This is a genomic window from Spirosoma knui, assembly GCF_054780635.1.
In genome coordinates this window covers 868,026-888,839 of the sequence record NZ_BAAGVY010000002.1, presented here as the reverse complement: position 1 = coordinate 888,839, position 20,814 = coordinate 868,026, and the positions used below count along the sequence as shown (strand labels likewise).

Genomic DNA, 20,814 nt, shown 5'->3' with positions numbered 1-20,814 from the left:
ACGAATGTTTGGGCTGTTATTAAGCTTTTAGCGTTGCTACAAAGCTATTACTTCGCGGAGAATTGATCGAGGAACAGATACCGGTTACGGTGCTTTTCCGTTTCGGCGTGGCTGTCGACATCCAGGCGCATATATTGCACGTTCGTCCCGGCGTTCGCGGTTGGCCAATTGGGGAGGCCAGCACCGTTCGGATTGCCGGTTTTGATGAAGTTGGCAAAGTAGTTCTGCATCAGTTCCGAAACTTTGTAGTCTTCGGGCGTCCAGGCGTACACTTTGTTCGACGCCAGGTTACCCATTGCATACTCGATTTCGGCTGAGTGTACCGCACCACGAGCGGGAGGCATCTTCACCGCGTTTGCATCACCACCCCGCACGACGCCCCCGGCTAACCCCGGTGTTGCGTCGCCCATCTGGGCCGTCATGGCCGGACGGGGACGGGCGTAGAAATAGCGGTATACGGGCTTGCCGCCACCGGTTTTGCTCTGCATATCCGCCCACTTCCACGTACTGTAGCCAATGAACCGATCGCCCGCCAGGTCGGTAGCGGCCTGCTGAATTTCGTCTTCGGATGCGCCCGCGTAGAGTTTCAGGGCTTCGTCGGCCCGTTCGCCGTATAACTTTTGTACCGCCTTCGTGTAATTTTCGGCTGTCGGCGATTCTTTACCTAACACCGCCCGGTAGTTCATTTCCTCCGAGTTCCAGCCAACCAGCAGGGGAACTTTGGCCTGTTCGCCAGCCGCGAAGATCTGAGCGGGTGATTTTGGAAAGAAATAGCCATCGATCGTAGACGAAAAACGCGGTGTGCTCGGCTTGGCCGTTGCTTCCAGAATCTGCTCGGCGGGCAGGGCCCGTAATTCGGCCAGCGACTTAACGCCAAGCTGTTCAGCGAATTTAACGCCACTCTGCTCAGCTTCGGCCAACGTAACGGGCGGCAACGTACCGAGCAGTGAACCACTTTCGCCGATAGCGCCGGCGATCAGGTTTTTGGATAAGGGCGACGTCATTTGCGCACTGACCGAGATCGAACCGGCCGACTCTCCGGCGATGGTCACCCGCTTAGGGTCGCCCCCGAAGGCGGCAATGTTCTGTTGTACCCAACGCAGGGCCGCACTTTGGTCGAAATAGCCGTAGTTCCCCGACGACTTATGCGGAGATTCCTTGGTTAATTCGGGGTGCGCCATGAAGCCGAACGGCCCCAGTCGGTAATTTACGGTAAGCGTTACAATGCCTTTGCGAGCCATACTTTCGCCGTCGTAGCGCGACTCCGAGCCGTCTCCAGCGATAAAACCGCCCCCGTAGAAATACACCAGCACTGGCAGCTTTTCCTTACCGGACGTAGCAGGCGTCCATACGTTCAGGTACAGGCAATCTTCACTCATCCCGTCAGACCGGAAGCCCATATCGCCAAATACGGCCCGCTGCATAGCGCGTGGCCCAAACTTGTCAGCCTTCCGAACACCCTGCCAGTTTTTAGCAGGCTGGGGCTCTTTCCAGCGCAAATCGCCCACGGGCGGAGCCGCAAATGGAATACCTTTGAACGACCGAATTCCGCTGGTCTCAACGACGCCCTCTACCGTACCGTTCGCCGTTTTGACGCGCGGGGCCGATGACTCTTTGTTCCCCTGCGCCAGCGCCCTGGGAACCATTTGCACCGCCAGCAGAGAAAGCACTAAAAGCGTTTTCATGGTGATTAATTTAAGCATGAGAAAAGGGATTAATCTGCGCAATTCAACTGGTTTTGCGGGATATTCTCTGAAACCGGTTATTATTGTCGCAAACTGTGACAATAATAACCGGTTAAATTGAAAGCGGCAAATTTTGTTAGTTGCGGTACAATTTAAATAGCATGCACACTCCCCTAATTCGCGAAGAAATTGATCCGAACGGCGACGGTTTTTTACCGGGGCTGGCCATTGACCTGGTTATGTTTGGCTTCCACGAAGATCAGTTGAAAATTTTGCTGCTGGCCTACAAGAATACCGATCTGTTTGCCTTGCCGGGTGGGTTTATCAAAGAAACCGAGAACGTAAACGATGCGGCCCGCCGGGTGCTTTCGGAACGTACCGGCCTGCACGACATCTATCTGGATCAGTTTTACGTGTTTGGCGATACAAGCCGACATAATGCCGCTCCGTTGCGCGCCATCATGCAAGCCAAAGGCATTTCGCCGGTCGAGACGCACTGGCTATTACGTCGGTTTGTCACGGTAGGGTTCTACGCCCTGATTGACTTTACCAAAGCGGTGCCCATTCCGGATTTGCTATCCGATCGGTGCGAGTGGTACGATTTAGGGGCGCTCCCCCCGCTGATGCTCGATCACGAACAGATTGTGCAGAGAGCGCTGGAAACGCTACAGGCTAACCTCGACCGGAAACTGATTGGCTTTAACCTGCTGGGCGACACATTTACAATGGGCGACTTACAAAGCCTGTACGAAACCATTTTAGGCCAGAAGCTCCATCGATCAGGCTTTCAGCGAAAAATGCTCAGCTTAGGCATCCTGGAACGTGTCGAGAAAAAATTCAGCGGAGGAGCCCATAAAGCGCCTTACCTCTACCGGTTCGCCAGGGGGAGGGCAAACGAGTAGTTTATCCGATAAGCAAAAAGCCGTATGACCTTTCGGATTCATACGGCTCATTACGTATTGAAGAACATCAGGCTCGTTTAGCCTTTGTAAAACACCCATTTGGACAGCTCTTTGTAAGACACTTTCTTGCCGTACATTAGAATACCAACGCGATAAATACGGGCAGCTAACCAGATGGTACCGATAAAGCCTACTACCAGCAACGCCATCGATAAAGCCAGTTGCCAGCCGGGCACCCCAAATGGAATTCGTACTAACATAACCACCGGCGAGGTAAACGGAATCATTGAGGTCCAGAATGCCATAGCACCGTCGGGTTCGCGGGCAGCAATTTGCGCGAACGCAATGGCTGCAATGATCGGCATCATAATTGGGAACATAAACTGCTGCGTTTCTGTCTCGTTATCTACAGCCGCGCCGACAGCGCCGAAGAGCGCACTGTAGAGCAGGTACCCTCCCAGAAAATAAAATAGGAAGCAGCTTACAATGAGCGGAATAGGAAGAGTTTCGATGGCGTCCATTACCTTGGTTACAATTGTTCGCTGCATCTTAGCGTCCTGAGCCGGAACTCTCTGTGCACCAATGACAGCCGATGGCTGTACCGCTTGCCTACCGCGTTCAACTTTGTCCCCCATGATGGCACCACCGAATGAAAACAGTCCTACTGTTAGTAGAATCCAAAGCATAAACTGGGTCAGACCAACCAGAGCAACGCCAACAATCTTACCAATCATGAGCTGAAACGGCTTTACTGAGGAAATAATAACCTCCACGATTCGATTGGTCTTCTCTTCCATCACCCCCCGCATGACCTGGGTGCCATAAATCAACAACGAAAGGTAGATCAGCAGCGCACAGAAGTAGCCAATCACGTACATCGCAATGGAATTACTACTCTTTTCCCCTCCTTCACTCAGACTAATTGTCTGCGCATCAACGTCAACTTTGGCATCTTCAATGACTTTCTGCGTAATCCCGGCCTGCCCTAACTTAATCGTTTCGATCTCTTTCGAAATAGCTCGTTCAATATTGTTCTGCACTTCTAAACTCACCCCCTTCTCGGCAAAAATCTGAACAGTCTTGGGTTGCTCAATTACGTTTTCGGGAATGAAAACCAGCGCATCGTATCCTTCTTTGATGAAGGCTTTCTTGGCCTCTGCGAGTCGTTGTTTTGTGTACGAAAAAACGGTTTCATCATCGTTCTTGAAACGATTCGTAAACCGGCCACTTTCGTCTACAACAGTTACCTTCTTTTGATTTATAGAACTTACGGCGGCCCAGCCAATAATGGCATAGAAGCCAAAGATTAGCAGTGGTCCAAGAATGGTCATGATGATGAATGACCGCTTGCGAACCCGCACCAGGTATTCGCGCTTGATGATAAGGAAAATAGTATGCATAGGTATTAATGAGGGAAATCACTACACGAGCGAAAAAAGTATCAATGGGTCACCTGCTGTTTCGTTGATCGTTCAATCATTCGTTTCGCCTACTGTCTGGATGAAGATGTCGTTCATACTCGGAATATCTTCGCCGAACGAGCGCACAGCTACCCGATCGAGCAAGTGGCGAATCAGATCATTAACGCTGGCATCGGGTGGTATCTTTATATTGGCCCGCACGAAGCCATCATCGGTGGGCTGCGTATGAATCACCTGAAAAGCGGTCGGTAATGCATCCAGTGTCCCCTGATACTCGACGTGGTACGTGTGCGTTTTGAACTGCTCTTTTATGGCTCGCTTCGGACCATCCAGCACTTTATGCGAGCGGTTAATGAGGGCAATATGATCGCAGAGTTCCTCCACCGACTCCATGCGGTGGGTCGAAAAGATAATGGTCTTGCCGCTGTCGCGCAGTTCCAGAATCTCGTCTTTAATCAGGTTCGCGTTAATGGGGTCGAAGCCCGAAAAAGGTTCATCGAGAATGATCAGGTCGGGCTCGTGCATAACCGTAGCTACAAACTGTACTTTCTGCTGCATGCCTTTCGACAGGTCCTCGATCTGTTTGTTCCACCAGGTCTTGATATCGAACTTCACGAACCAGGTTTTCAACTTGTCCATCGCCTGCTTCTCGGTCAGCCCTTTCAACTGCGCCAGGTAGAGTAGCTGTTCGCCAACCTTCATTTTCTTGTACAGACCGCGCTCTTCGGGCAGGTAGCCGATGCGCTGAATATGGTCGGGTTTCAACCGTTCGCCCCCCAGAATCACCTCACCCGCATCGGGGGCGGTGATTTGATTGATGATCCGGATAAGCGAAGTTTTTCCCGCTCCGTTTGGGCCGAGCAATCCGAAAATACTACCCGTAGGAACAGTCAGGCTAACGTCATCCAGGGCTCGGTGTTGGGCGTACTGCTTAACAATGTTGTGAGTTTCGAGGATGTTGGTCATGAAATCATTGATTTGCTTAGGTTAATGAGGTAACGTATCTGAGGACGAACGTAGCCAACTGACAGCCGCCGACCCTCGGAGTAGCTTAGACCGGATTTGGTCGAACCTGGTCTTTGTGGACTAAAACTACGGTGTTCTGCTCAGTACCGCCAACCAAATTACGGATGAACTGCCACACAGCTATACAGACGGTTATAAAAAAACCACAATCCGACGTGGACTGTGGTTTTTTATGAGGATCTGAGCGCCGTTAGGCTTTCACAACGACTGTTTTGGCCCATTTATCGCCAAACCGTTTTCGGTCATCGCTAAATACCATCAGGGCGTCGACAATATTGAAAAGCGGAATGAGCAACGAAACCTGCCGCGTAATGGCGGTGCCGTAATCATTCGTCAGCATCTGGCCCGAATCTTCTTTGATGACCTTAATGCCCATCAGCTTTTTGCCAATGCTTTGCCCATCCAGAAAGGGCAAAGCATCCTTGGTAAGCAGATAGCCAATGGCAACGGCATACCCAACCATCGCCAGATTATAAGACACCATAGCCAGCAGCCAAACAGGTACATTACCAATAAGACCGTCAATAAAGGCGGCAGCAAAACGCTGGATAGCGGTCGCTTTCACAGAAGCACTAACTGGAGTAAATGAGGATTCCACGGCAATCGGGTTTAGGTGAATGAAAACATAAACAACGAAAGCCTAACCTACACAGTTAGTACACACGATCGTTCTGCGATTGTGTGAAAGGTAAAACGGTTTATTAAGCGGTAACCTCGTCCGATTCAATGGGTTGCGTCCGAAATTCACCTTCCCATTTCGAGATTACGCAGGTAGCGACGGCATTGCCCGCTACGCTCGTGGCGCTACGTCCCATATCGAGCACCTGGTCAATTCCTAGCAACAGGGCCAGGCCTTCGATGGGGAGGTTAAACAGAGACATCGTGCCGGCAATGACCACCAGTGACGCCCGTGGCACCCCCGCAATTCCTTTCGATGTAATCATCAACGTCAGCATCATGGTGATCTGCTGCTCAATGCTAAGTGGTACGCCATACGCCTGCGCGATGAAGGCCGTAGCGAACGTCATATACAGCATAGACCCGTCCAGGTTAAACGAGTAGCCCAGCGGCAGGACAAACGAAATGATTCGCTCCGAGCAGCCAAATCGACGTAACGCTTCGATCGTCTGCGGAAACGAAGCCTCTGAACTGGCTGTACTGAACGATAAAATAATAGCCGACCGAACTTCTTTCAGGAGGGCGATGTACGGAATTCGAACCACCAGGCAGATAACCGCCAGCACGACAAACACAAAAAAGAGCAACCCGCCGAAGAAGCAGAGAATCAGGTACGCGTAGCCCGCCAGAATACCCAGCCCCTGCTTGGCCACCACCGCGGCAATAGCGCCTAATACGCCGAAGGGCGCAAACGCCATAACGTAGCTGGTCACCTTGAACATTACGTGAGACAACGCATCCAGGGCTTTAATCATGATTTTCCCCTGCTCTCCAATGGCCCCGACGGCGATGCCGAAAAAGATGCTGAAGACGACAATCTGCAAAATCTCGTTCGTAGCCATCGCATCAATAAAGCTGGTCGGCACAATATGCGTAATGAAATTATCAAAGGTCAGTTTCTGCACTTCAACTCCCGTGTCGGTTCCCTTTGCGGGCAACGGCAGACTCATGACCTCGCCGGGTTTCATGATGTTCACCACCAGCAGACCGACAACCAGCGACAGGATCGTAGCGAAATAAAAATAAGCCAGTGTTTTCAGACCGATGCGGCCGACGGTACCGAAATCACCCAGCTTTGCAATCCCAACGACCAGGGTAGCAAATACGAGCGGCCCGATAATCATTTTTATGAGCCGTAAGAATATTTTAGACAGGATGTTCAGGTCAGAACCCGAGAAGCCAGCGTTGGTATCCGGAAAGAAATAACCAATGGCGATACCGAGCACCATGCCCAGAAAAATGCGAGTAGTTAAGTTGGGAAGTTTCATGCAAGCGTTTAAATAGCCGTATCAACAAATGTAACGGAATATTAGGAGTTCGGAAAGCCGCTGGCCGGGGCAATAGACATCCTTCATGCATCGGCTCAACTTCTTCGTTTGACGGCACTAAAATGAATTTATCTTTGTAACCATACGTAACGTTGTACTGACAGCGAACGTAGCCATAGTTTTTAGCCTCTTTGTTTGTTGAATACGCGTCGATAAATAGGTTTACGATACGCAAATAGTAGCCACATAATGGGATAGAACAAATAGTCGGTTAGCCAGAATGGCGTCCGATACGTAATGTCATCAATGAGGATTGTCTTGTCGGATTCGTCGCGGATCAACCGATGGCGATGCCGCCAGTAGCGGAGAAAAAATGGCAACCGGGTGCCCTCGTCGATAAAGAAAATTTCCGAATCGGTACGTTGCTGATCCGTTATCAGACTGATCCAGTCCTGGCGAAACACCCCAAAATTCAGCCGCAGATGAACCACATCCCCTTGTAGGCAACCATCAAACCGAACCACCTCGACCGGCGGAAACGGCGGGCTGAGCTGACTGAATAAAGCCCGATCGAAACCAGACCACACTATTGATAATGAAGTATTTACCTGCGTTTTAAGAACGAGTTTCATGGTCGTGACCGACGGTGTATAGATTGGTGAAGGCGAATTAACCGTTAAATAAAAAACGCTACCGTAAAATTGATAAACCCGTTAATATGAACGAATTTGACCATCTGGTTTCGGCTTCTACAGAGCTGAATCGGGCAAAATCCGGGTCGGCTTATGCATCAAATTAAGCGGTGGTTCTGTTGGGTGCTGGTTTTGTCAGTAGCGTTGCCCGTTTCGGCCCTACCGACCGATACCAACAAACCGACGCCCGAATATATAACCGTACGGGACGGACTACCACAAGGTTTTATAAAATCATTGGTTCAGGACCGTCGTGGCTTTATCTGGCTTGCCACGCGCGACGGTTTATGTCGCTACGACGGGGTACGCTTCCGGATCTATAACCACGACGCTCAACAGCCGAAATCTTTATCCTTCAGCAGCATCCTCGAAATTCAGGAAGATAACAGGGGACGGTTATGGGTACGTACCGAAAATAACGACGTCGATTGTTTCGATCCGGTCACGGAACAGTCGGCTCGCGTCTCAAATTCCGCTCAGTTTCGTCAGGCGCTGGGTCGTGATCAACTCGTGGGCATTCAGCCCGATCGCGCGGGAAATGTTTGGGTAGCCACGCAGAACAACGGCTTTTTCCGGCTGCACGCCAATGGAACCATCTCGCACCGCCAGTGGGCCATTCGCAATGATACCGTACAGCAGGTTACCCATGCGCTGCTGCTCGATAAAGGTGGTCAGTTGTGGCTGGCTACCCGCAATGGGCTGTTCCGCTATAGTATAATCACTAATCAATACACCAATTATCAGCTTGCTCAGGGTTTGCCCCAACCAGATGTTTATAATCTCCACGAGCGCGCCAATGGTGAGCTGATGCTTGGGTTTCCGGGCAAGTTTGCCATTTTTACCCCAACGACTGGACTCGTTCGGCTACTCATCCCCGTTCCTGGCAGCCCGACCGCGGGCCGGATTCCTTTGTTTACTAGAGACGAGCGGGGAGCCGACTACGTAAATCAGCACTACTATACCGACCAAACCGGGCTGGTTCCGTCGCCTGCCGATCCCAAGCTCAGCCAGTATCCAGCCCTGTCGCTACTCGTCGACCGTTCAAATGTACTTTGGATGGGCTTAAATGGCGACGGGGTCATAAAATGCGACCTGAACAAAAAGGCGTTTCGGGCTTGGCCTTATACCCTTGGATTCCATATCGATTGGCTTACGCAGCAGTTTCAGATTCCCCTATCCGCCATTCCACCCGCCATTCAACAACAAACGGCCTTTAACATCCGCTACTTGGTAGACCGGCGCAAAACGCTTTGGCTTAGCAGTTCAGGAACCGCCCCCTACCGGTATGATGCGGCCCGGCAGTCGTTTGATGCAGTAAAACCAGTCGGTATAAACCCCAAGTGGCTGCCCGGCGGTCTGTTTCGGCTCACGGCACTAGCGACCGGCCCTCAGGGTGAGCTCTGGGGCTTACTGGGTCCAAACAGTCAGGCGGTGGTACGTCATAACCCTGATTTGGAAACGTTTACGGCATTCCCGTTACCGCTGCCTGCCAATCATCCGTATCAGATTCAGGCGATGGTGGTTGATGGAGGACGTATCTATTTGGCCACGAAAAACCACGGTCTGCTCCGGGCCGATCTGTCGACCAAGCGGCTGGTACGCTGGCACGCGGGGGGCGAGGGTGCCTTGCCGAATAACACCTTGCTTTGTTTAGCCCAGGACCCGGCGCAATACAACCATTTGTGGATTGGCACCTTCGGCAGCGGCTTATGCCAGCTCGACAAGCTGACAGGTCGCATCCGCCGGTTTTCGGTAGCGCAGGGCTTGCCCAATAACGTGATCTATGCCATACGGCCGGACGCAGATGGCCACCTTTGGCTGAGCACCAACCGGGGCCTATGCCGCTTCGATAGCCGAACCTACGAAGTGAGGAGCTACACCGCCGACGATGGCCTACCCAATGAAGAATTCAACCGGTTTCATGACGTAACCTTACCCGATGGCCGACTGATTTTTGGGGGTATCGGGGGCTACACCATCTTCGATCCGCGCCGGGTGAACGAGGACGCGTTTAAGCCGCTGGTTGCGTTAACGAGCTTACGGATCAATAACCAGCCAATACACGCCAACACGCCGAATTCGCCTATTCAGCAGGATATAAACGAAACGCCGGAGATCATTCTGGATCATCAGCAGAATTTTATCTCCGTCGATTTTGCCGCGCTACAGTTCAATAACACCCAAAAGAACCAGTACCGATACAAACTTGTCGGGCTTGACAAAGACTGGGTCTACAGTGGTAACGTAGCCACGGCTACCTACACGAATCTGTCGCCAGGAACGTACACCTTCATGGTGAACGCGTCCAACACATCCGGTGTCTGGAGTCCGCACACCCGGCAGATTCGACTTGTTATTGAGCCACCCGTTTGGGCAACCTGGTGGGCCTTCGTACTATATGTATTGCTGCTGCTCGGTGCGATTGGCTTATTTCTGCGCATCCGCCTTAACCGGATTCGGTTAAAGTCTCGTATGGAACTGCGTGAACAGGAATCTACGCAGCTCAAGCATCTGGACGAGCTGAAAACCCGCTTTTTCGCGAATATCACCCACGAGTTTCGTACTCCGCTCACGTTAATTCTAACACCGTTAGAACAGTTACTGACCGACAAAACCATTGCTGAAGACCAGCGTCAAAATCGTTTATCCCTGATCTACAGGAACGCGAATTGGCTTCTCCGGCTTATCAACGAACTCCTTGACCTGGCCAAACTCGACGCGGGTAAGCTGAGCGTTACGCCTGCCCCCGGTGATTTACCGGAGTTCGTGGAACGCATAACGACGGTATTCAACGAAGAAGCGTCGCGGAAGTATATTCACTTACAGACCAGTACCCAGTTAACGCAGCCGTATTATTGGTTTGATTCGGATAAGGTTGAGAAGATACTCAACAACCTTTTGTCGAATGCGTTGAAGTTCACCCCGGAAAATGGCCTGGTGAGCGTAACGATTTCAGCGCTGGGTCAAATGGGCAACGCTGACCAGCCGACAATAACCCAAACCGAACGCATTCGACTCGTTGTTCGCGATACAGGCATTGGTATTGATTCTAAAAAACTTCCGCTGATTTTCAACCGGTTTTACCAGACCAATCCATCCGTAGATGGCTCTGTAGGTGGATCAGGCATTGGTCTCGCGCTGGTTAAGGAACTCGTCGAAGTGATGCACGGCAGCGTGAGCGTCGAAAGTGAACGTAATGTGGGCACTACGTTCACCATTGAGCTCCCCTGTCGTCCGGCTCTTGCGCAGAGTGTGCCTGCTCAGCTAGACGGCCAGTCGGTGAATACCAAAGCGACTGGCATTCCGCTGGACACCAACGCAGCCCACATACTGCTGGTCGAAGACAATGACGACATTGCGGACTATGTCGTTTCGGTGCTGTCTGCCGAGTGGCACGTTCACCGGGTCAGTAATGGCCAGCAAGGGATTGATACCGCCATTGCGGAGGGACCTGATTTAATCATTAGTGATGTGATTATGCCCGAATTGAATGGCTACGAGCTTTGTCGGCAACTGAAAGACAATCCGGCAACGAGTCATATCCCAATCATTTTGTTGACCGCCAAAGCGGCCCTGGAGAGCCGGGTCGAAGGGTTAGCTGCCGGCGCCGACGATTACGTAGCCAAGCCGTTTCAGGTCGATGAGCTGCTGGGGCGCGTTCGTAACCGGCTGGAGCAGCAGCAGCGCATGCGGTTACATTATCGGGCTCAGTTACTTCGCGAAGGGCATCTTCCGACCGCAAGTCAGGCTCCCCAGGACGAGTTTATGAACCGGGTATATGAAGTCCTCGAAACTCGCTTAGATGATTCAACCTTTGGGGTGGAACCTTTGGCCGCTTCGGTAGGTATGAGCCGGATGCACCTGAACCGGAAGATCAAGGCAATGACCGGCATGACCCCGAATGAACTGATTCGGGTTGTACGACTTCGCCGGGCCGCCGAGCTACTGTTAACGGGCGCGTCGATTTCCGCCGTGGCCGATCTGGTTGGTTTCGATACGCCGGCCTATTTCTCAAAGGTATTCAAAGAGCAATACCACCTGACTCCCTCTGAGTACGTAGACCAAAACCGGCAGGAAGTCATTTAGGCGAGTCCGCTCGATCCAAGGTTGCACTGTCTATGTTTATCTCCTCCAATCAAAATCGCCCAAAACGGTATAGTTTGTAGTCTATTCTGAGCCAATGGCTCAGGTTAACGGGCTACTCTTAGGCAGATGTTACAAATTTTATAGGCTTTGTTACGTAAGAGCAAGAGGCTCGAAAGCATTCGGTTTAGTATTGTATCATAAACACTTGACCAACTTTCGATAAACCAAAACTGCAAACTCTCGTGACATACTTTTCTTCTGCTTCGAGCTCAGCTCGCACTATGCCAACGGAGTGGCCTCCTCTCAAACTGTACCTACGCGAAACAGGTCGGCAGTCGTTCTCGGTAGCTGATCTTGTTTATCTGCAAGCGGTAGCGAACTACAGCTGGCTGAACTGGGTAGACGGCCGTCGTATGCTTATGCCACGTACCTTAAAGTACTATTCCCCCAAACTGCCGACCGAATTGTTCATTCGCCTGCATCGCAACTGCGTTGTCAATCGGCGCTACGTCGAGCGGCTGGAACGTACCGATACCGGTGGGTTGGTTCATTTGTCAACGGGCGAAGTGTTGCCTGTATCACGTCGGCGTTGGACGACCGTTCGCCGTCAATTAGCTGGTAATGCGTCTCATCTCAGCTAATCTTTTTTTCAGCTTTTAATTCTTTCATAGCCATACGCAGAAGGGGCGCCCACTAGTGGGCGCCCCTTCTGCGTATGGTCAACTTTAGACGCTTACATTTTTTCCAGAACGCGTTCCATTGATACTTCCTGACCAATGCGCGCCTTTAACTCGCTGATCGGCACCCGAATTTGCTCGGTTGTATCCCGGTAACGGATGGTGACGGTGTCGTCCTCCAGACTCTGGTAATCGACGGCGATACAGAACGGGGTTCCGATCAGGTCCTGCCGGGTGTAACGCTTCCCGATAGCGTCGCGCTCTTCGTAGATGACCCGAAACTCCGAACGAAGGCTTTTCACAATCTGCTCGGCTTTCTCCGGTAAGCCATCTTTGCGCACAAGCGGGAACACCGCAGCTTTAACCGGAGCTAATGCCGGGTGTAGTTTCAGGTACGTACGCTCCTTCCGGTCGTCGCCTTCGCCAACGGTCTCCCGGGTAAACGCATTGCAGAACACGGCCAGAAATAGCCGATCCGCGCCTACCGATGTTTCCACTACGTAAGGAATGTAATTGCCGTAAGGCTTACCCGTTGCCGGATCAACGTCATTGTCAAAATATTGCTGTTTCTTACGGCTAAGCTCCTGGTGCGATTTTAAATCGAAATCGGTACGGGAGTGGATACCTTCCATCTCGCGGAAACCAAACGGAAATTGATACTCAATATCCACGGCGGCATTGGCATAGTGGGCCAGTTTCTCGTGAATGTGGAATTTCAGCTTTTCGGCAGGCAGGCCAACCGCCTGATGGAACTTCATCCGCGTATCCCGCCAGCGCTCGTACCACTCCATTTCAGTACCCGGCCGAACAAAGAACTGCATCTCCATCTGCTCGAACTCCCGCATGCGGAACGTAAACTGACGGGCAACGATCTCATTCCGAAACGCCTTCCCAATCTGGGCAATACCGAACGGCACCTTCATGCGGCCGGTTTTCTGTACGTTCAGGAAATTAACGAAAATTCCCTGTGCCGTTTCCGGACGCAGATAAATCAGGCTGGCGTCTTCCGCTAACGACCCAACCTGAGTTGAAAACATCAGGTTGAACTGACGAACCTCCGTCCAATTGTCGGTGCCCGAGACAGGGTCTTTGATACCTTCGGCAATAATCAGATTCCGAACGCCTTCCAGATCATTATCACCCAACAACCGACCCATTTCCTGCAAAAGCGCCTGACTCCGGGCTTCGTCACCCGCATTGGCATACTCCTCAGCCTTCAACTCAAGGAGTTGGTCAGCACGGTACCGCTTCTTCGAATCACGGTTGTCGATCATCGGATCATTAAACGAATCGACGTGTCCGGAAGCTTTCCAGGTGAGTGGATGCATAAAAATCGACGCGTCAATGCCGACAACATTGTCGTTCAACTGCGTCATAGCTTTCCACCAAAGCGTTTTGAGATTGTTCTTGAGTTCAACGCCGTTCTGCCCATAATCATACACAGCCTGTAAGCCGTCGTAGATTTCGGACGAGGGAAACACAAAGCCATATTCTTTGGCGTGGGCGATAATATCTTGCAGCGATGCTGCTGGCGGTCCGTCGGTACGGGTTTGAGTAGTATTCATACGTGCGGCAAAAATACAACAGGGAATGAATTAATCGGCTGAGAGCTAGAAATCCTACTTAAGTAACCTATATTGACCATTTAAAACTATACTGATCCACCGTATTCTCCATGTTCAACCGGTTCCAGTCGCTCATACGCGACTACTTTGGGCTTTCGCATAAGGAAGCCAGAGGAGTTATTGTCCTCCTTGTTCTTACCCTGCTTTTTGTCCTGGCTCCGTTTTTGACTCGCTTCTTTGCCGACAGGTCCTCCGTCACTACGTCACCCGCCGACCAGCGGAAGCTGGATAGCCTTGTCGCGCTGATGCAGACTGAAGAAGCGAAGCAGCCGAAATTTGGCGACCGCCGTTCTGCTGAAAAAACTACAGCCGAGCACTTTAGCGAACCTAAACTATTCACTTTCGACCCCAATACGGTCAGTGTGGCCGGATGGCAGCAACTCGGTTTGCCGAAATGGTTAGCCGAACGTATTGAAAAATACCGTAGTAAAGGCGGGCAGTTTCGGAAGAAAGAAGATCTGTTACGTATCTACGATTTCCCGCCTGACCTCTACGACCAGCTCGAACCCTATATTGCGCTCAAGGCAAGCCCAGCAGGAACTCGCCAGGAAAGCGGCAACTTCACCGCGTCAGCGCGATCAGGCTACTCCACTGACCGAACCGAACCAGCGGAGCGAACTACCTACGCTGAACGACCAGCTAAACCCGTACTTCAACCATTTGATATTAACACGGCCGATACGAGCCAGTTAATTGCCCTGAAAGGGATCGGCGCTACGTTAGCCGGACGTATCGTCAAATACCGTGATGCGCTGGGCGGCTTTATTTCAACGGATCAGTTTCGCGACGTGTATGGTTTGGATTCGAGCGCCGTCGACGAATTGCTCAAGTTCGGTAAGATCAGAACCAGCGCCCGCAAGATTCCGGTGAACACGGCCAGTGCCGAAGAACTAGACCACCATCCGTTTCTGTCGAGACGGCAAGCGCAGATCATCGTCAGTTACCGCGAGCAGCATGGTGCGTATACCTCCGCCGAATCACTAAAGCCGATACGTATTCTCGACGCCAAAACGATCGAGAAGATCGCCCCTTATCTAGAATTTTAGGAAGAAAGGGAAGAGGGGAAGGAAGGGGAAGATGGAGGAAAGGCAATCTGTCAATCTGCCTTATCCCCTTTCTCCATCTTCCCCCTCCTCCCCTTTACTCCCCTTCTTCCCCTCCTCCCTCTATTTCCTCTTTTTCAGCAATACCACATTCTCGACATGGTGCGTATGGGGAAACATGTCGACGGGTTGCACCTGGTCAATGACGTATCCTTCATCGAGAATGCCCAGATCACGGGCCTGGGTGGCCGTATTGCAGCTTACGTACACAATTCGTTCAGGGGCTGCGCTGAGCAGTTGACGGGTCACGGCTTCGTCCATACCGGCCCGTGGCGGATCGGTTATCACGACGTCGGGGCGGCCGTGCTGGTCGAAGAAGCTGTCCGTTAAGATTTCCCGCATATCGCCTGCATGAAAGCTGGCATTGGTAATATTATTGACCGTTGCATTTACGCGGGCATCAGCTACGGATGCCTCAACGTATTCGACTCCGATGACTTCCCGGGCCTGGTGTGCCACGAACAGCGCGATGGTACCCGTGCCCGTGTACAGGTCATACACCCGTTCGCGGCCCGTCAGTCCGGCCCAGTCGCGGGTCACCTTATAGAGATTGTAAGCCTGCTGCGCATTCGTCTGGTAGAACGATTTGGGGCCTACCCGAAACGTTAGGTGCTCCATCCGCTCTTCGATATAGGGTTTACCCGCCCAGTGGATTACGTCCTGATCCTGATAGCTATCGTTTTTCTTCGTGTTCAGAATGTAATTCAGCGAGGTAATCTGCGGAAACGTATCCCGCAGAAACGTAAGCAGGCCCGTTAACAGCTCGGGGTTGTCCTGCGCCACCTGCAACGTTACCATCACCTGCTGCGTAGTATCGGCAGTACGGATAATCAGCGTACGCAGAAAACCAGTATGCACTTTCAGATTATACATGCTGATGTCATTCCGAAAGGCGTAGTCGGCCACGGCCAGCCGGATGTCGTTCGATGGATCGGGCTGAAGGTAGCAATGCCGGATGGGCAGCACCTTATCGAATCGGCCGGGCACATGAAAGCCAACCGCCCTCGGGTCCATCGGCTCGTCAGAACGCACTTCGTCCTGGGTCAGCCAACGCCCTTCGGCACATGTGAATTCCAGCTTGTTCCGGTAATACTGAGTCGGGTGAGCCGCCAGAATAGGTTGAATCGTTGGCAGAGCGACCTTACCGATTCGGGTTAGGTGATCGACCACCTGTTGGTGCTTGAAGCTAAGTTGTTCGTCGTACCGGATGTGCTGCCACTTGCACCCGCCACACGTACCGAAATGCTCGCAGAATGGCTCCGTTCGTACGGAAGACCGTTCCTGAATGTGTTCTGCAACAGCCTCTCGGTACTGTTTTTTCTTATTGGTGATGCGCAGATCGACAATGTCGCCGGGTGCAACACCGGGCCCTCCCGTGGGATTTTCGACGAAGATGACACCTTCGTCGGTACGTACTATACACTTCCCCTCAGCGGCTACAGCATCGATACGCATGCCTGCCAACCGTTCGGGTGTTTTATGGATCTTCCTACGCATAAGTCCTAAAAAACTGCTAATTTAAGCAGCCGTTTTCGGACGAACCCAATTACGAACCGTTTCTCTCTATGTCCAACGTCTACCGTGTTTGGCGGTTAACGATTTTAGCAACCAGCTTTTTCCTGACACTCAGCCCGTTCGCGTTTGCTACGCACATCGTTGGGGGTGAACTCGAACTGCGCTATCTGGGTGCGCAGAGTGCGTTTACGCATCGCATCAACCTCAACTTATACTTCGATGATGTGAACGGCGACCCCGGTGCCGACGATGGTCGGGTAACGGTGGGGATTTTTGCCAAACGGAATAACCAGTTTATTGGGTACGTTCCGCTCAATCGAATCAGCAGCGAATACGTACCGTATACGCGACCGGCCTGTACCAGCGGCAGTCTGAGCACCCGCTTAATTCGCCATAGTGTCGATCTGACGCTCGATCCGAACGTATTCAATGATCCGAATGGCTATTACATCTCCTGGGAACGCTGCTGCCGTAATCGTACCATCGTAAACATTGACAATCCTGGCGGGTCAGGTTCAACATTTTACCTTGAATTTCCGGCCCTTACCAACGGGCAAACCCGGGTAAACAACTCGTCGCCGGTTTTTACTATTCCGAAAGGCGATTACGCCTGTGTTGGTCAACCGTTTACACTTGACTTCGGCGCGAAAGATGCCGACGGCGACAGCCTGAGCTACGCCCTGGTAACGCCTTTTAATGGCTTTAGCACCACACTTGACCCAAACCCAGGGGCGCTGAACCGTAACATACCGCCTTATTTTGCGTCGGGACCTTACCCGCCGGTGCGATGGATAAACGGCATTTCAGCTGCCAATCAGATTCCGGGTACGGTTCCGTTGCGCATCAACTCACGTTCGGGCCTGCTGAACGTAACACCCGACCGAACGGGCTTATTCGTCTTTTCGGTGGAAGTTGGCGAATACCGCGCAGGTAAGCTCATCGGGCGTGTCCGGCGCGATTATCAGGTGCTGGTACTCGACTGTCAGAAAAATGACCCGCCCAAGCTGCTGCTACGTACCGAAGGGCAAAAAGCGTTTTATGCGGAAGGAACGGTGCTGACGATTGCCGAGCAGGACACGAACTGTCTGAATCTGTATATCACCGACCCGAATGCCAACCAGCGTATTCAAATCATCAACATGAGCGGATCGCTGCCTGGTCTGAGCGTTGCGCCGGGGGAATTGCTTACCCGCACCAGCCGCGATACGTTGCAGGCCAAATTTTGCTTTGGCAAATGCGTGGGGGGCGATGGTCGCCCGTTTACCTTACTCATCCGGGCCAGTGACGATGGCTGTCCGCAAGGGCTGAGCGACACCATCAGCATTCGCCTGAACATCATTCCGGGCCCGAACAATAAGCCGGTTGCGAGCACAAACCTGGCCAATAACCAAAGCCGGGTTTCGGTCGGGTCGTCGCTTACGTTTACCGCCTTTGGCAACGATCTGGACAATGACAACATCAGCATCCAGGCTGTCGGACGTGGATTCGCCCTGGCTCAGGCGGGCATGTCGTTTTCCTCCGCAACGGGTATCGGTAAAGTCGCCCAGCCGTTTGTGTGGAAGCCAACCTGTTCGCAGGCGACGCAATCGGAGTACCTGGTTGACTTTATTGTAACCGATAATCGGTGCAGCCGGAACCTGCGCGACACCATTACCGTCAGACTCGCGGCTGAGGGGCTACCCAGTCACCCCCCCAACGTACGCACAAGCCTGGCGCAGCAAACTGTTGACATTATCGTTAGTCCGACGGGAGCCGACGGTCAGGTGGATTTCAATGTGCTCGGCAACGACCCCGACCGCGATACGTTGCAGCTTACAGGCATTGGCCGGGGATTCGACGTGAAGGGCGTAGGCATGTCGTTCACGAATAAGCTGGGTGCGCCCACTCTGCAATCGCCGTTTAGCTGGCGGCCAAGCTGCGAACTGCTCGCCGGACGTAATGAGGCAACATTCGTCGTAGATTTTGTTGTAGACGACCGTTCTTGCCAGCCTAACCACCAAGATGTAACGACCGTTACGTTTCGTCTGAAAGATCCATCGGTCGATGCGGAGATAACCGTTCCGAACGTATTTACGCCCAACGGCGACGGGATGAATGATTATTTTGCGGTGAAGGACTTGCCGGAAAACGCCTGTAGTGAACAGTTTAAATCGATTCAGGTCACCAATCGCTGGGGGCAGACGGTGTTTTCATCCATAGACCCGAAATTCCGCTGGGCTGGCACCGACGCACCAACCGGAACGTACTATTACCTGCTTACCACCAGCAAACGATCGTTTAAAGGGCCAGTAACTCTGATTCGGTGATACTATAAGAAAGAAAAAGACGTAAGGCGAAAGACTTGAGCCTCCTGACAGTGTCGTCTTCCGTCTTTTTTCTCTTTTTAAAAATCTATTTCACCCGGGTCCAGGTACGGGTTTTACCCAGCATACTGATGCCAAATACGTACCCATGCACGTCGAGCGTATTCGCGTCTTTAAGTGTTACCTGGCAGCCGTAGGTTTTGCCATCTTCAGGGTTGTAGATTAATCCATCCCCCCAGACATTATTGCCCTTGTAGCGAAGATCGGTCATAATTAGCATGTTGATCAGTGGCCGTGTCCGCAGTTTTTCATCGGGGTTTTTTCCATCTGCCTTTGGGCGGTTTGTGGACGGATCGTTGGGTTCCTGCATCCAGACCAGCTTCCCATGGTAGCTAGTACCCTGTCTATAAATCTGCACCTGATTTTTCTTCTTTGAGCTAAGCCACTTTCCCACCACCGCATCCGGATTATCCGATTTGGGCGAGAACGAGCTTGTCAGTATGGCTACTAGTAAAAGCAGCAGTGCCGGGCGAAATCTATACATAACTAAAGGATACACTGTCGGTTTATGCTTACTCTATAACGAAAATAGCAGACGGATGCCGATACGACTCGGAAAAATTACTGTATGAGCATACTCTAAGTTGTCTCGACATAACGGCTTACGTTTATTCAGGCCTTTAGGAGCTATGCTGTGTCCATCGCAGTTTACCCCCCATACTTTACCCAAATCCGCATGACTAGATTGGCAACAGACTACTCACAAAGCAAAGGTTTATGCAAATGCCGGACGATCTGTGGCGTATGACCAACTAACGTAAAGAGTACGATCAACGACTGGTATAAATCAGCGCACAACCGATACGAAGCCGTCAGCAAACCGTCCATCAGTCAAACGGCACCGTTTTTGAATCAGAAGCTACCATATATGCAGCCCGGCCATTTGACAGTTCTGGTACTCGTAGGTTTAAGCAGGTAATCAATAATATCCAACGTAATGAATTATTGGCAATTACTCGGTTGGGGAGCAGGGTTGATAATGTTCTACACGCTGGTATTGCGGAGATATAATTCGCTGGGCTTCCGGCTGTTCTCAATATGTTTCCTTATCAGCATCAGTCTGTGTTACGGCTGGTTTATCCATTTTCGCTCGCTTAGCGAGGTAAAGAAACGCAGCGCTATCACTCAGGCCACGGTGATTGGTAGGTCGACCCAGTTCATGACTACCCGCGTCCAACTGCGCTTTACCGACCGAACCGGTAAAGGCCGAATTGGTCAGCAAACTGTTAGCCGATGGGACGATACGTTTACGAATATACAGCCCGGCGACGTAGTACCGATTTTTTTCAACTCAGCTTCCAATTCCGTGTGGCTGGTGATCAGCTACCAGCGCCAGCTTACAACCACAGTTTATCTGCTGATTTTTCCCATTTTTCTATTTGTACTGGGTATTATGGGTTGGATGCTGCTGGGTAACTATCGGATTGAGACACATCAAGGCACGGTCTTCGAATACCTGACCGACGAAAATGGCCAGGTCGTGTACGATACCCGACAGTTCCTTTCCCGAACCCTTTACCCAGCGCGTGTCGTCAGCCGCATCGGGCAACTTTTTCAACGGCCGTAACGGGCAAGCGTTTTCCTGGTTAGGTTGGCTGCGCTCCGGATATAAAGTCAGACCCACCAATTTTCCCAGAAAACCGACCGGCTAACGAGTTCGTCCGCTACGGCCAACTTGCAGATTTACCTTTAAGTAAGAGCGCGGCTGATCCTGCACCCGTTACGCACTAACTTACAGCGCTCCAATCTACATCCTTAGTTCATACGTCCTTA

The 20,814-nt window shown here is 51.8% G+C and carries 15 protein-coding genes; 6 read left to right on the top strand and 9 right to left on the bottom strand.

The window, feature by feature from the left end; all coding sequences use genetic code 11:
* Positions 1-47: 47 nt before the first annotated feature.
* The gene (locus tag ACYVIY_RS08460) at positions 48-1,685 is read right to left on the bottom strand and encodes a carboxylesterase/lipase family protein (RefSeq protein ID WP_460975868.1); all 1,638 of its coding nucleotides are present in this window, start codon (positions 1,683-1,685) and stop codon (positions 48-50) included.
* Positions 1,686-1,846: 161 nt separating this feature from the next.
* Here ACYVIY_RS08460 and ACYVIY_RS08455 point away from each other — a divergent pair, with 161 nt between their 5' ends.
* Complete coding sequence (locus tag ACYVIY_RS08455) at positions 1,847-2,587, top strand: NUDIX hydrolase (protein WP_460975867.1); 741 nt, start codon at positions 1,847-1,849, stop codon at positions 2,585-2,587.
* Between the two features lie 77 nt (positions 2,588-2,664).
* Here ACYVIY_RS08455 and ACYVIY_RS08450 read toward each other — a convergent pair whose 3' ends face one another.
* The 5 genes from ACYVIY_RS08450 to ACYVIY_RS08430 form a co-directional block, all read right to left on the bottom strand.
* Positions 2,665-3,987: an ABC transporter permease gene (locus ACYVIY_RS08450; protein WP_460975866.1), complete on the bottom strand. Its 1,323-nt coding sequence runs from the start codon at positions 3,985-3,987 to the stop codon at positions 2,665-2,667.
* A 72-nt stretch (positions 3,988-4,059) separates the two neighbouring features.
* Positions 4,060-4,974: an ABC transporter ATP-binding protein gene (locus tag ACYVIY_RS08445; protein WP_460975865.1), complete on the bottom strand. Its 915-nt coding sequence runs from the start codon at positions 4,972-4,974 to the stop codon at positions 4,060-4,062.
* Between the two features lie 250 nt (positions 4,975-5,224).
* Positions 5,225-5,632 (bottom strand): RDD family protein, encoded by a 408-nt coding sequence (locus tag ACYVIY_RS08440; protein WP_460975864.1) that lies wholly within the window; start codon positions 5,630-5,632, stop codon positions 5,225-5,227.
* Positions 5,633-5,735: 103 nt separating this feature from the next.
* Positions 5,736-6,980, bottom strand: a complete 1,245-nt coding sequence (locus ACYVIY_RS08435; protein ID WP_460975863.1) for a dicarboxylate/amino acid:cation symporter — start codon at positions 6,978-6,980, stop codon at positions 5,736-5,738.
* Positions 6,981-7,162: 182 nt separating this feature from the next.
* Positions 7,163-7,612, bottom strand: a complete 450-nt coding sequence (locus tag ACYVIY_RS08430; RefSeq protein WP_460975862.1) for an SRPBCC family protein — start codon at positions 7,610-7,612, stop codon at positions 7,163-7,165.
* Between the two features lie 153 nt (positions 7,613-7,765).
* Between ACYVIY_RS08430 and ACYVIY_RS08425 the strand changes: the two genes are divergently transcribed.
* Entirely contained in the window at positions 7,766-11,758 is a 3,993-nt protein-coding gene (locus ACYVIY_RS08425) for a hybrid sensor histidine kinase/response regulator transcription factor (RefSeq protein WP_460975861.1), read from the top strand.
* Positions 11,759-12,039: 281 nt separating this feature from the next.
* Positions 12,040-12,399, top strand: a complete 360-nt coding sequence (locus tag ACYVIY_RS08420; protein ID WP_460975860.1) for a LytR/AlgR family response regulator transcription factor — start codon at positions 12,040-12,042, stop codon at positions 12,397-12,399.
* A gap of 92 nt (positions 12,400-12,491) precedes the next feature.
* Here ACYVIY_RS08420 and ACYVIY_RS08415 read toward each other — a convergent pair whose 3' ends face one another.
* Positions 12,492-14,000, bottom strand: coding sequence for a glycine--tRNA ligase (locus tag ACYVIY_RS08415; RefSeq protein ID WP_460975859.1), 1,509 nt, complete (start codon positions 13,998-14,000; stop codon positions 12,492-12,494).
* 110 nt (positions 14,001-14,110) lie between these two features.
* On the opposite strand from ACYVIY_RS08415, the gene ACYVIY_RS08410 reads away from it, so the two are divergent.
* Positions 14,111-15,106 carry a helix-hairpin-helix domain-containing protein gene (locus ACYVIY_RS08410; protein WP_460975858.1) on the top strand — a complete coding sequence of 332 codons (996 nt, stop codon included), beginning with the start codon at positions 14,111-14,113 and terminating at the stop codon, positions 15,104-15,106.
* 120 nt (positions 15,107-15,226) lie between these two features.
* Here ACYVIY_RS08410 and rlmD read toward each other — a convergent pair whose 3' ends face one another.
* On the bottom strand, positions 15,227-16,660 hold the full coding sequence (gene rlmD / locus ACYVIY_RS08405; RefSeq protein WP_460975857.1) for a 23S rRNA (uracil(1939)-C(5))-methyltransferase RlmD: 1,434 nt from the start codon (positions 16,658-16,660) through the stop codon (positions 15,227-15,229).
* 68 nt (positions 16,661-16,728) lie between these two features.
* On the opposite strand from rlmD, the gene ACYVIY_RS08400 reads away from it, so the two are divergent.
* On the top strand, positions 16,729-18,984 hold the full coding sequence (locus tag ACYVIY_RS08400; protein ID WP_460975856.1) for a gliding motility-associated C-terminal domain-containing protein: 2,256 nt from the start codon (positions 16,729-16,731) through the stop codon (positions 18,982-18,984).
* A gap of 85 nt (positions 18,985-19,069) precedes the next feature.
* On the opposite strand, the gene ACYVIY_RS08395 is transcribed toward ACYVIY_RS08400, so the two are convergent.
* The gene (locus ACYVIY_RS08395; protein ID WP_460975855.1) at positions 19,070-19,525 is read right to left on the bottom strand and encodes a DUF2147 domain-containing protein; all 456 of its coding nucleotides are present in this window, start codon (positions 19,523-19,525) and stop codon (positions 19,070-19,072) included.
* A 453-nt stretch (positions 19,526-19,978) separates the two neighbouring features.
* Here ACYVIY_RS08395 and ACYVIY_RS08390 point away from each other — a divergent pair, with 453 nt between their 5' ends.
* Positions 19,979-20,608: a hypothetical protein gene (locus ACYVIY_RS08390; RefSeq protein WP_460975854.1), complete on the top strand. Its 630-nt coding sequence runs from the start codon at positions 19,979-19,981 to the stop codon at positions 20,606-20,608.
* Positions 20,609-20,814: the final 206 nt, after the last annotated feature.

Bases quoted from the DNA above. Each gene is read 5' to 3' on its own strand.
- ACYVIY_RS08460 (WP_460975868.1), bottom strand. From the start codon at position 1,685: ATGAAAACGCTTTTAGTGCTTTCTCTGCTGGCGGTGCAAATGGTTCCC.
- ACYVIY_RS08455 (WP_460975867.1), top strand. From the start codon at position 1,847: ATGCACACTCCCCTAATTCGCGAAGAAATTGATCCGAACGGCGACGGT.
- ACYVIY_RS08450 (WP_460975866.1), bottom strand. From the start codon at position 3,987: ATGCATACTATTTTCCTTATCATCAAGCGCGAATACCTGGTGCGGGTT.
- ACYVIY_RS08445 (WP_460975865.1), bottom strand. From the start codon at position 4,974: ATGACCAACATCCTCGAAACTCACAACATTGTTAAGCAGTACGCCCAA.
- ACYVIY_RS08435 (WP_460975863.1), bottom strand. From the start codon at position 6,980: ATGAAACTTCCCAACTTAACTACTCGCATTTTTCTGGGCATGGTGCTC.
- ACYVIY_RS08430 (WP_460975862.1), bottom strand. From the start codon at position 7,612: ATGAAACTCGTTCTTAAAACGCAGGTAAATACTTCATTATCAATAGTG.
- ACYVIY_RS08425 (WP_460975861.1), top strand. From the start codon at position 7,766: ATGCATCAAATTAAGCGGTGGTTCTGTTGGGTGCTGGTTTTGTCAGTA.
- ACYVIY_RS08420 (WP_460975860.1), top strand. From the start codon at position 12,040: ATGCCAACGGAGTGGCCTCCTCTCAAACTGTACCTACGCGAAACAGGT.
- ACYVIY_RS08415 (WP_460975859.1), bottom strand. From the start codon at position 14,000: ATGAATACTACTCAAACCCGTACCGACGGACCGCCAGCAGCATCGCTG.
- ACYVIY_RS08410 (WP_460975858.1), top strand. From the start codon at position 14,111: ATGTTCAACCGGTTCCAGTCGCTCATACGCGACTACTTTGGGCTTTCG.
- rlmD (WP_460975857.1), bottom strand. From the start codon at position 16,660: ATGCGTAGGAAGATCCATAAAACACCCGAACGGTTGGCAGGCATGCGT.
- ACYVIY_RS08400 (WP_460975856.1), top strand. From the start codon at position 16,729: ATGTCCAACGTCTACCGTGTTTGGCGGTTAACGATTTTAGCAACCAGC.
- ACYVIY_RS08395 (WP_460975855.1), bottom strand. From the start codon at position 19,525: ATGTATAGATTTCGCCCGGCACTGCTGCTTTTACTAGTAGCCATACTG.
- ACYVIY_RS08390 (WP_460975854.1), top strand. From the start codon at position 19,979: ATGAATTATTGGCAATTACTCGGTTGGGGAGCAGGGTTGATAATGTTC.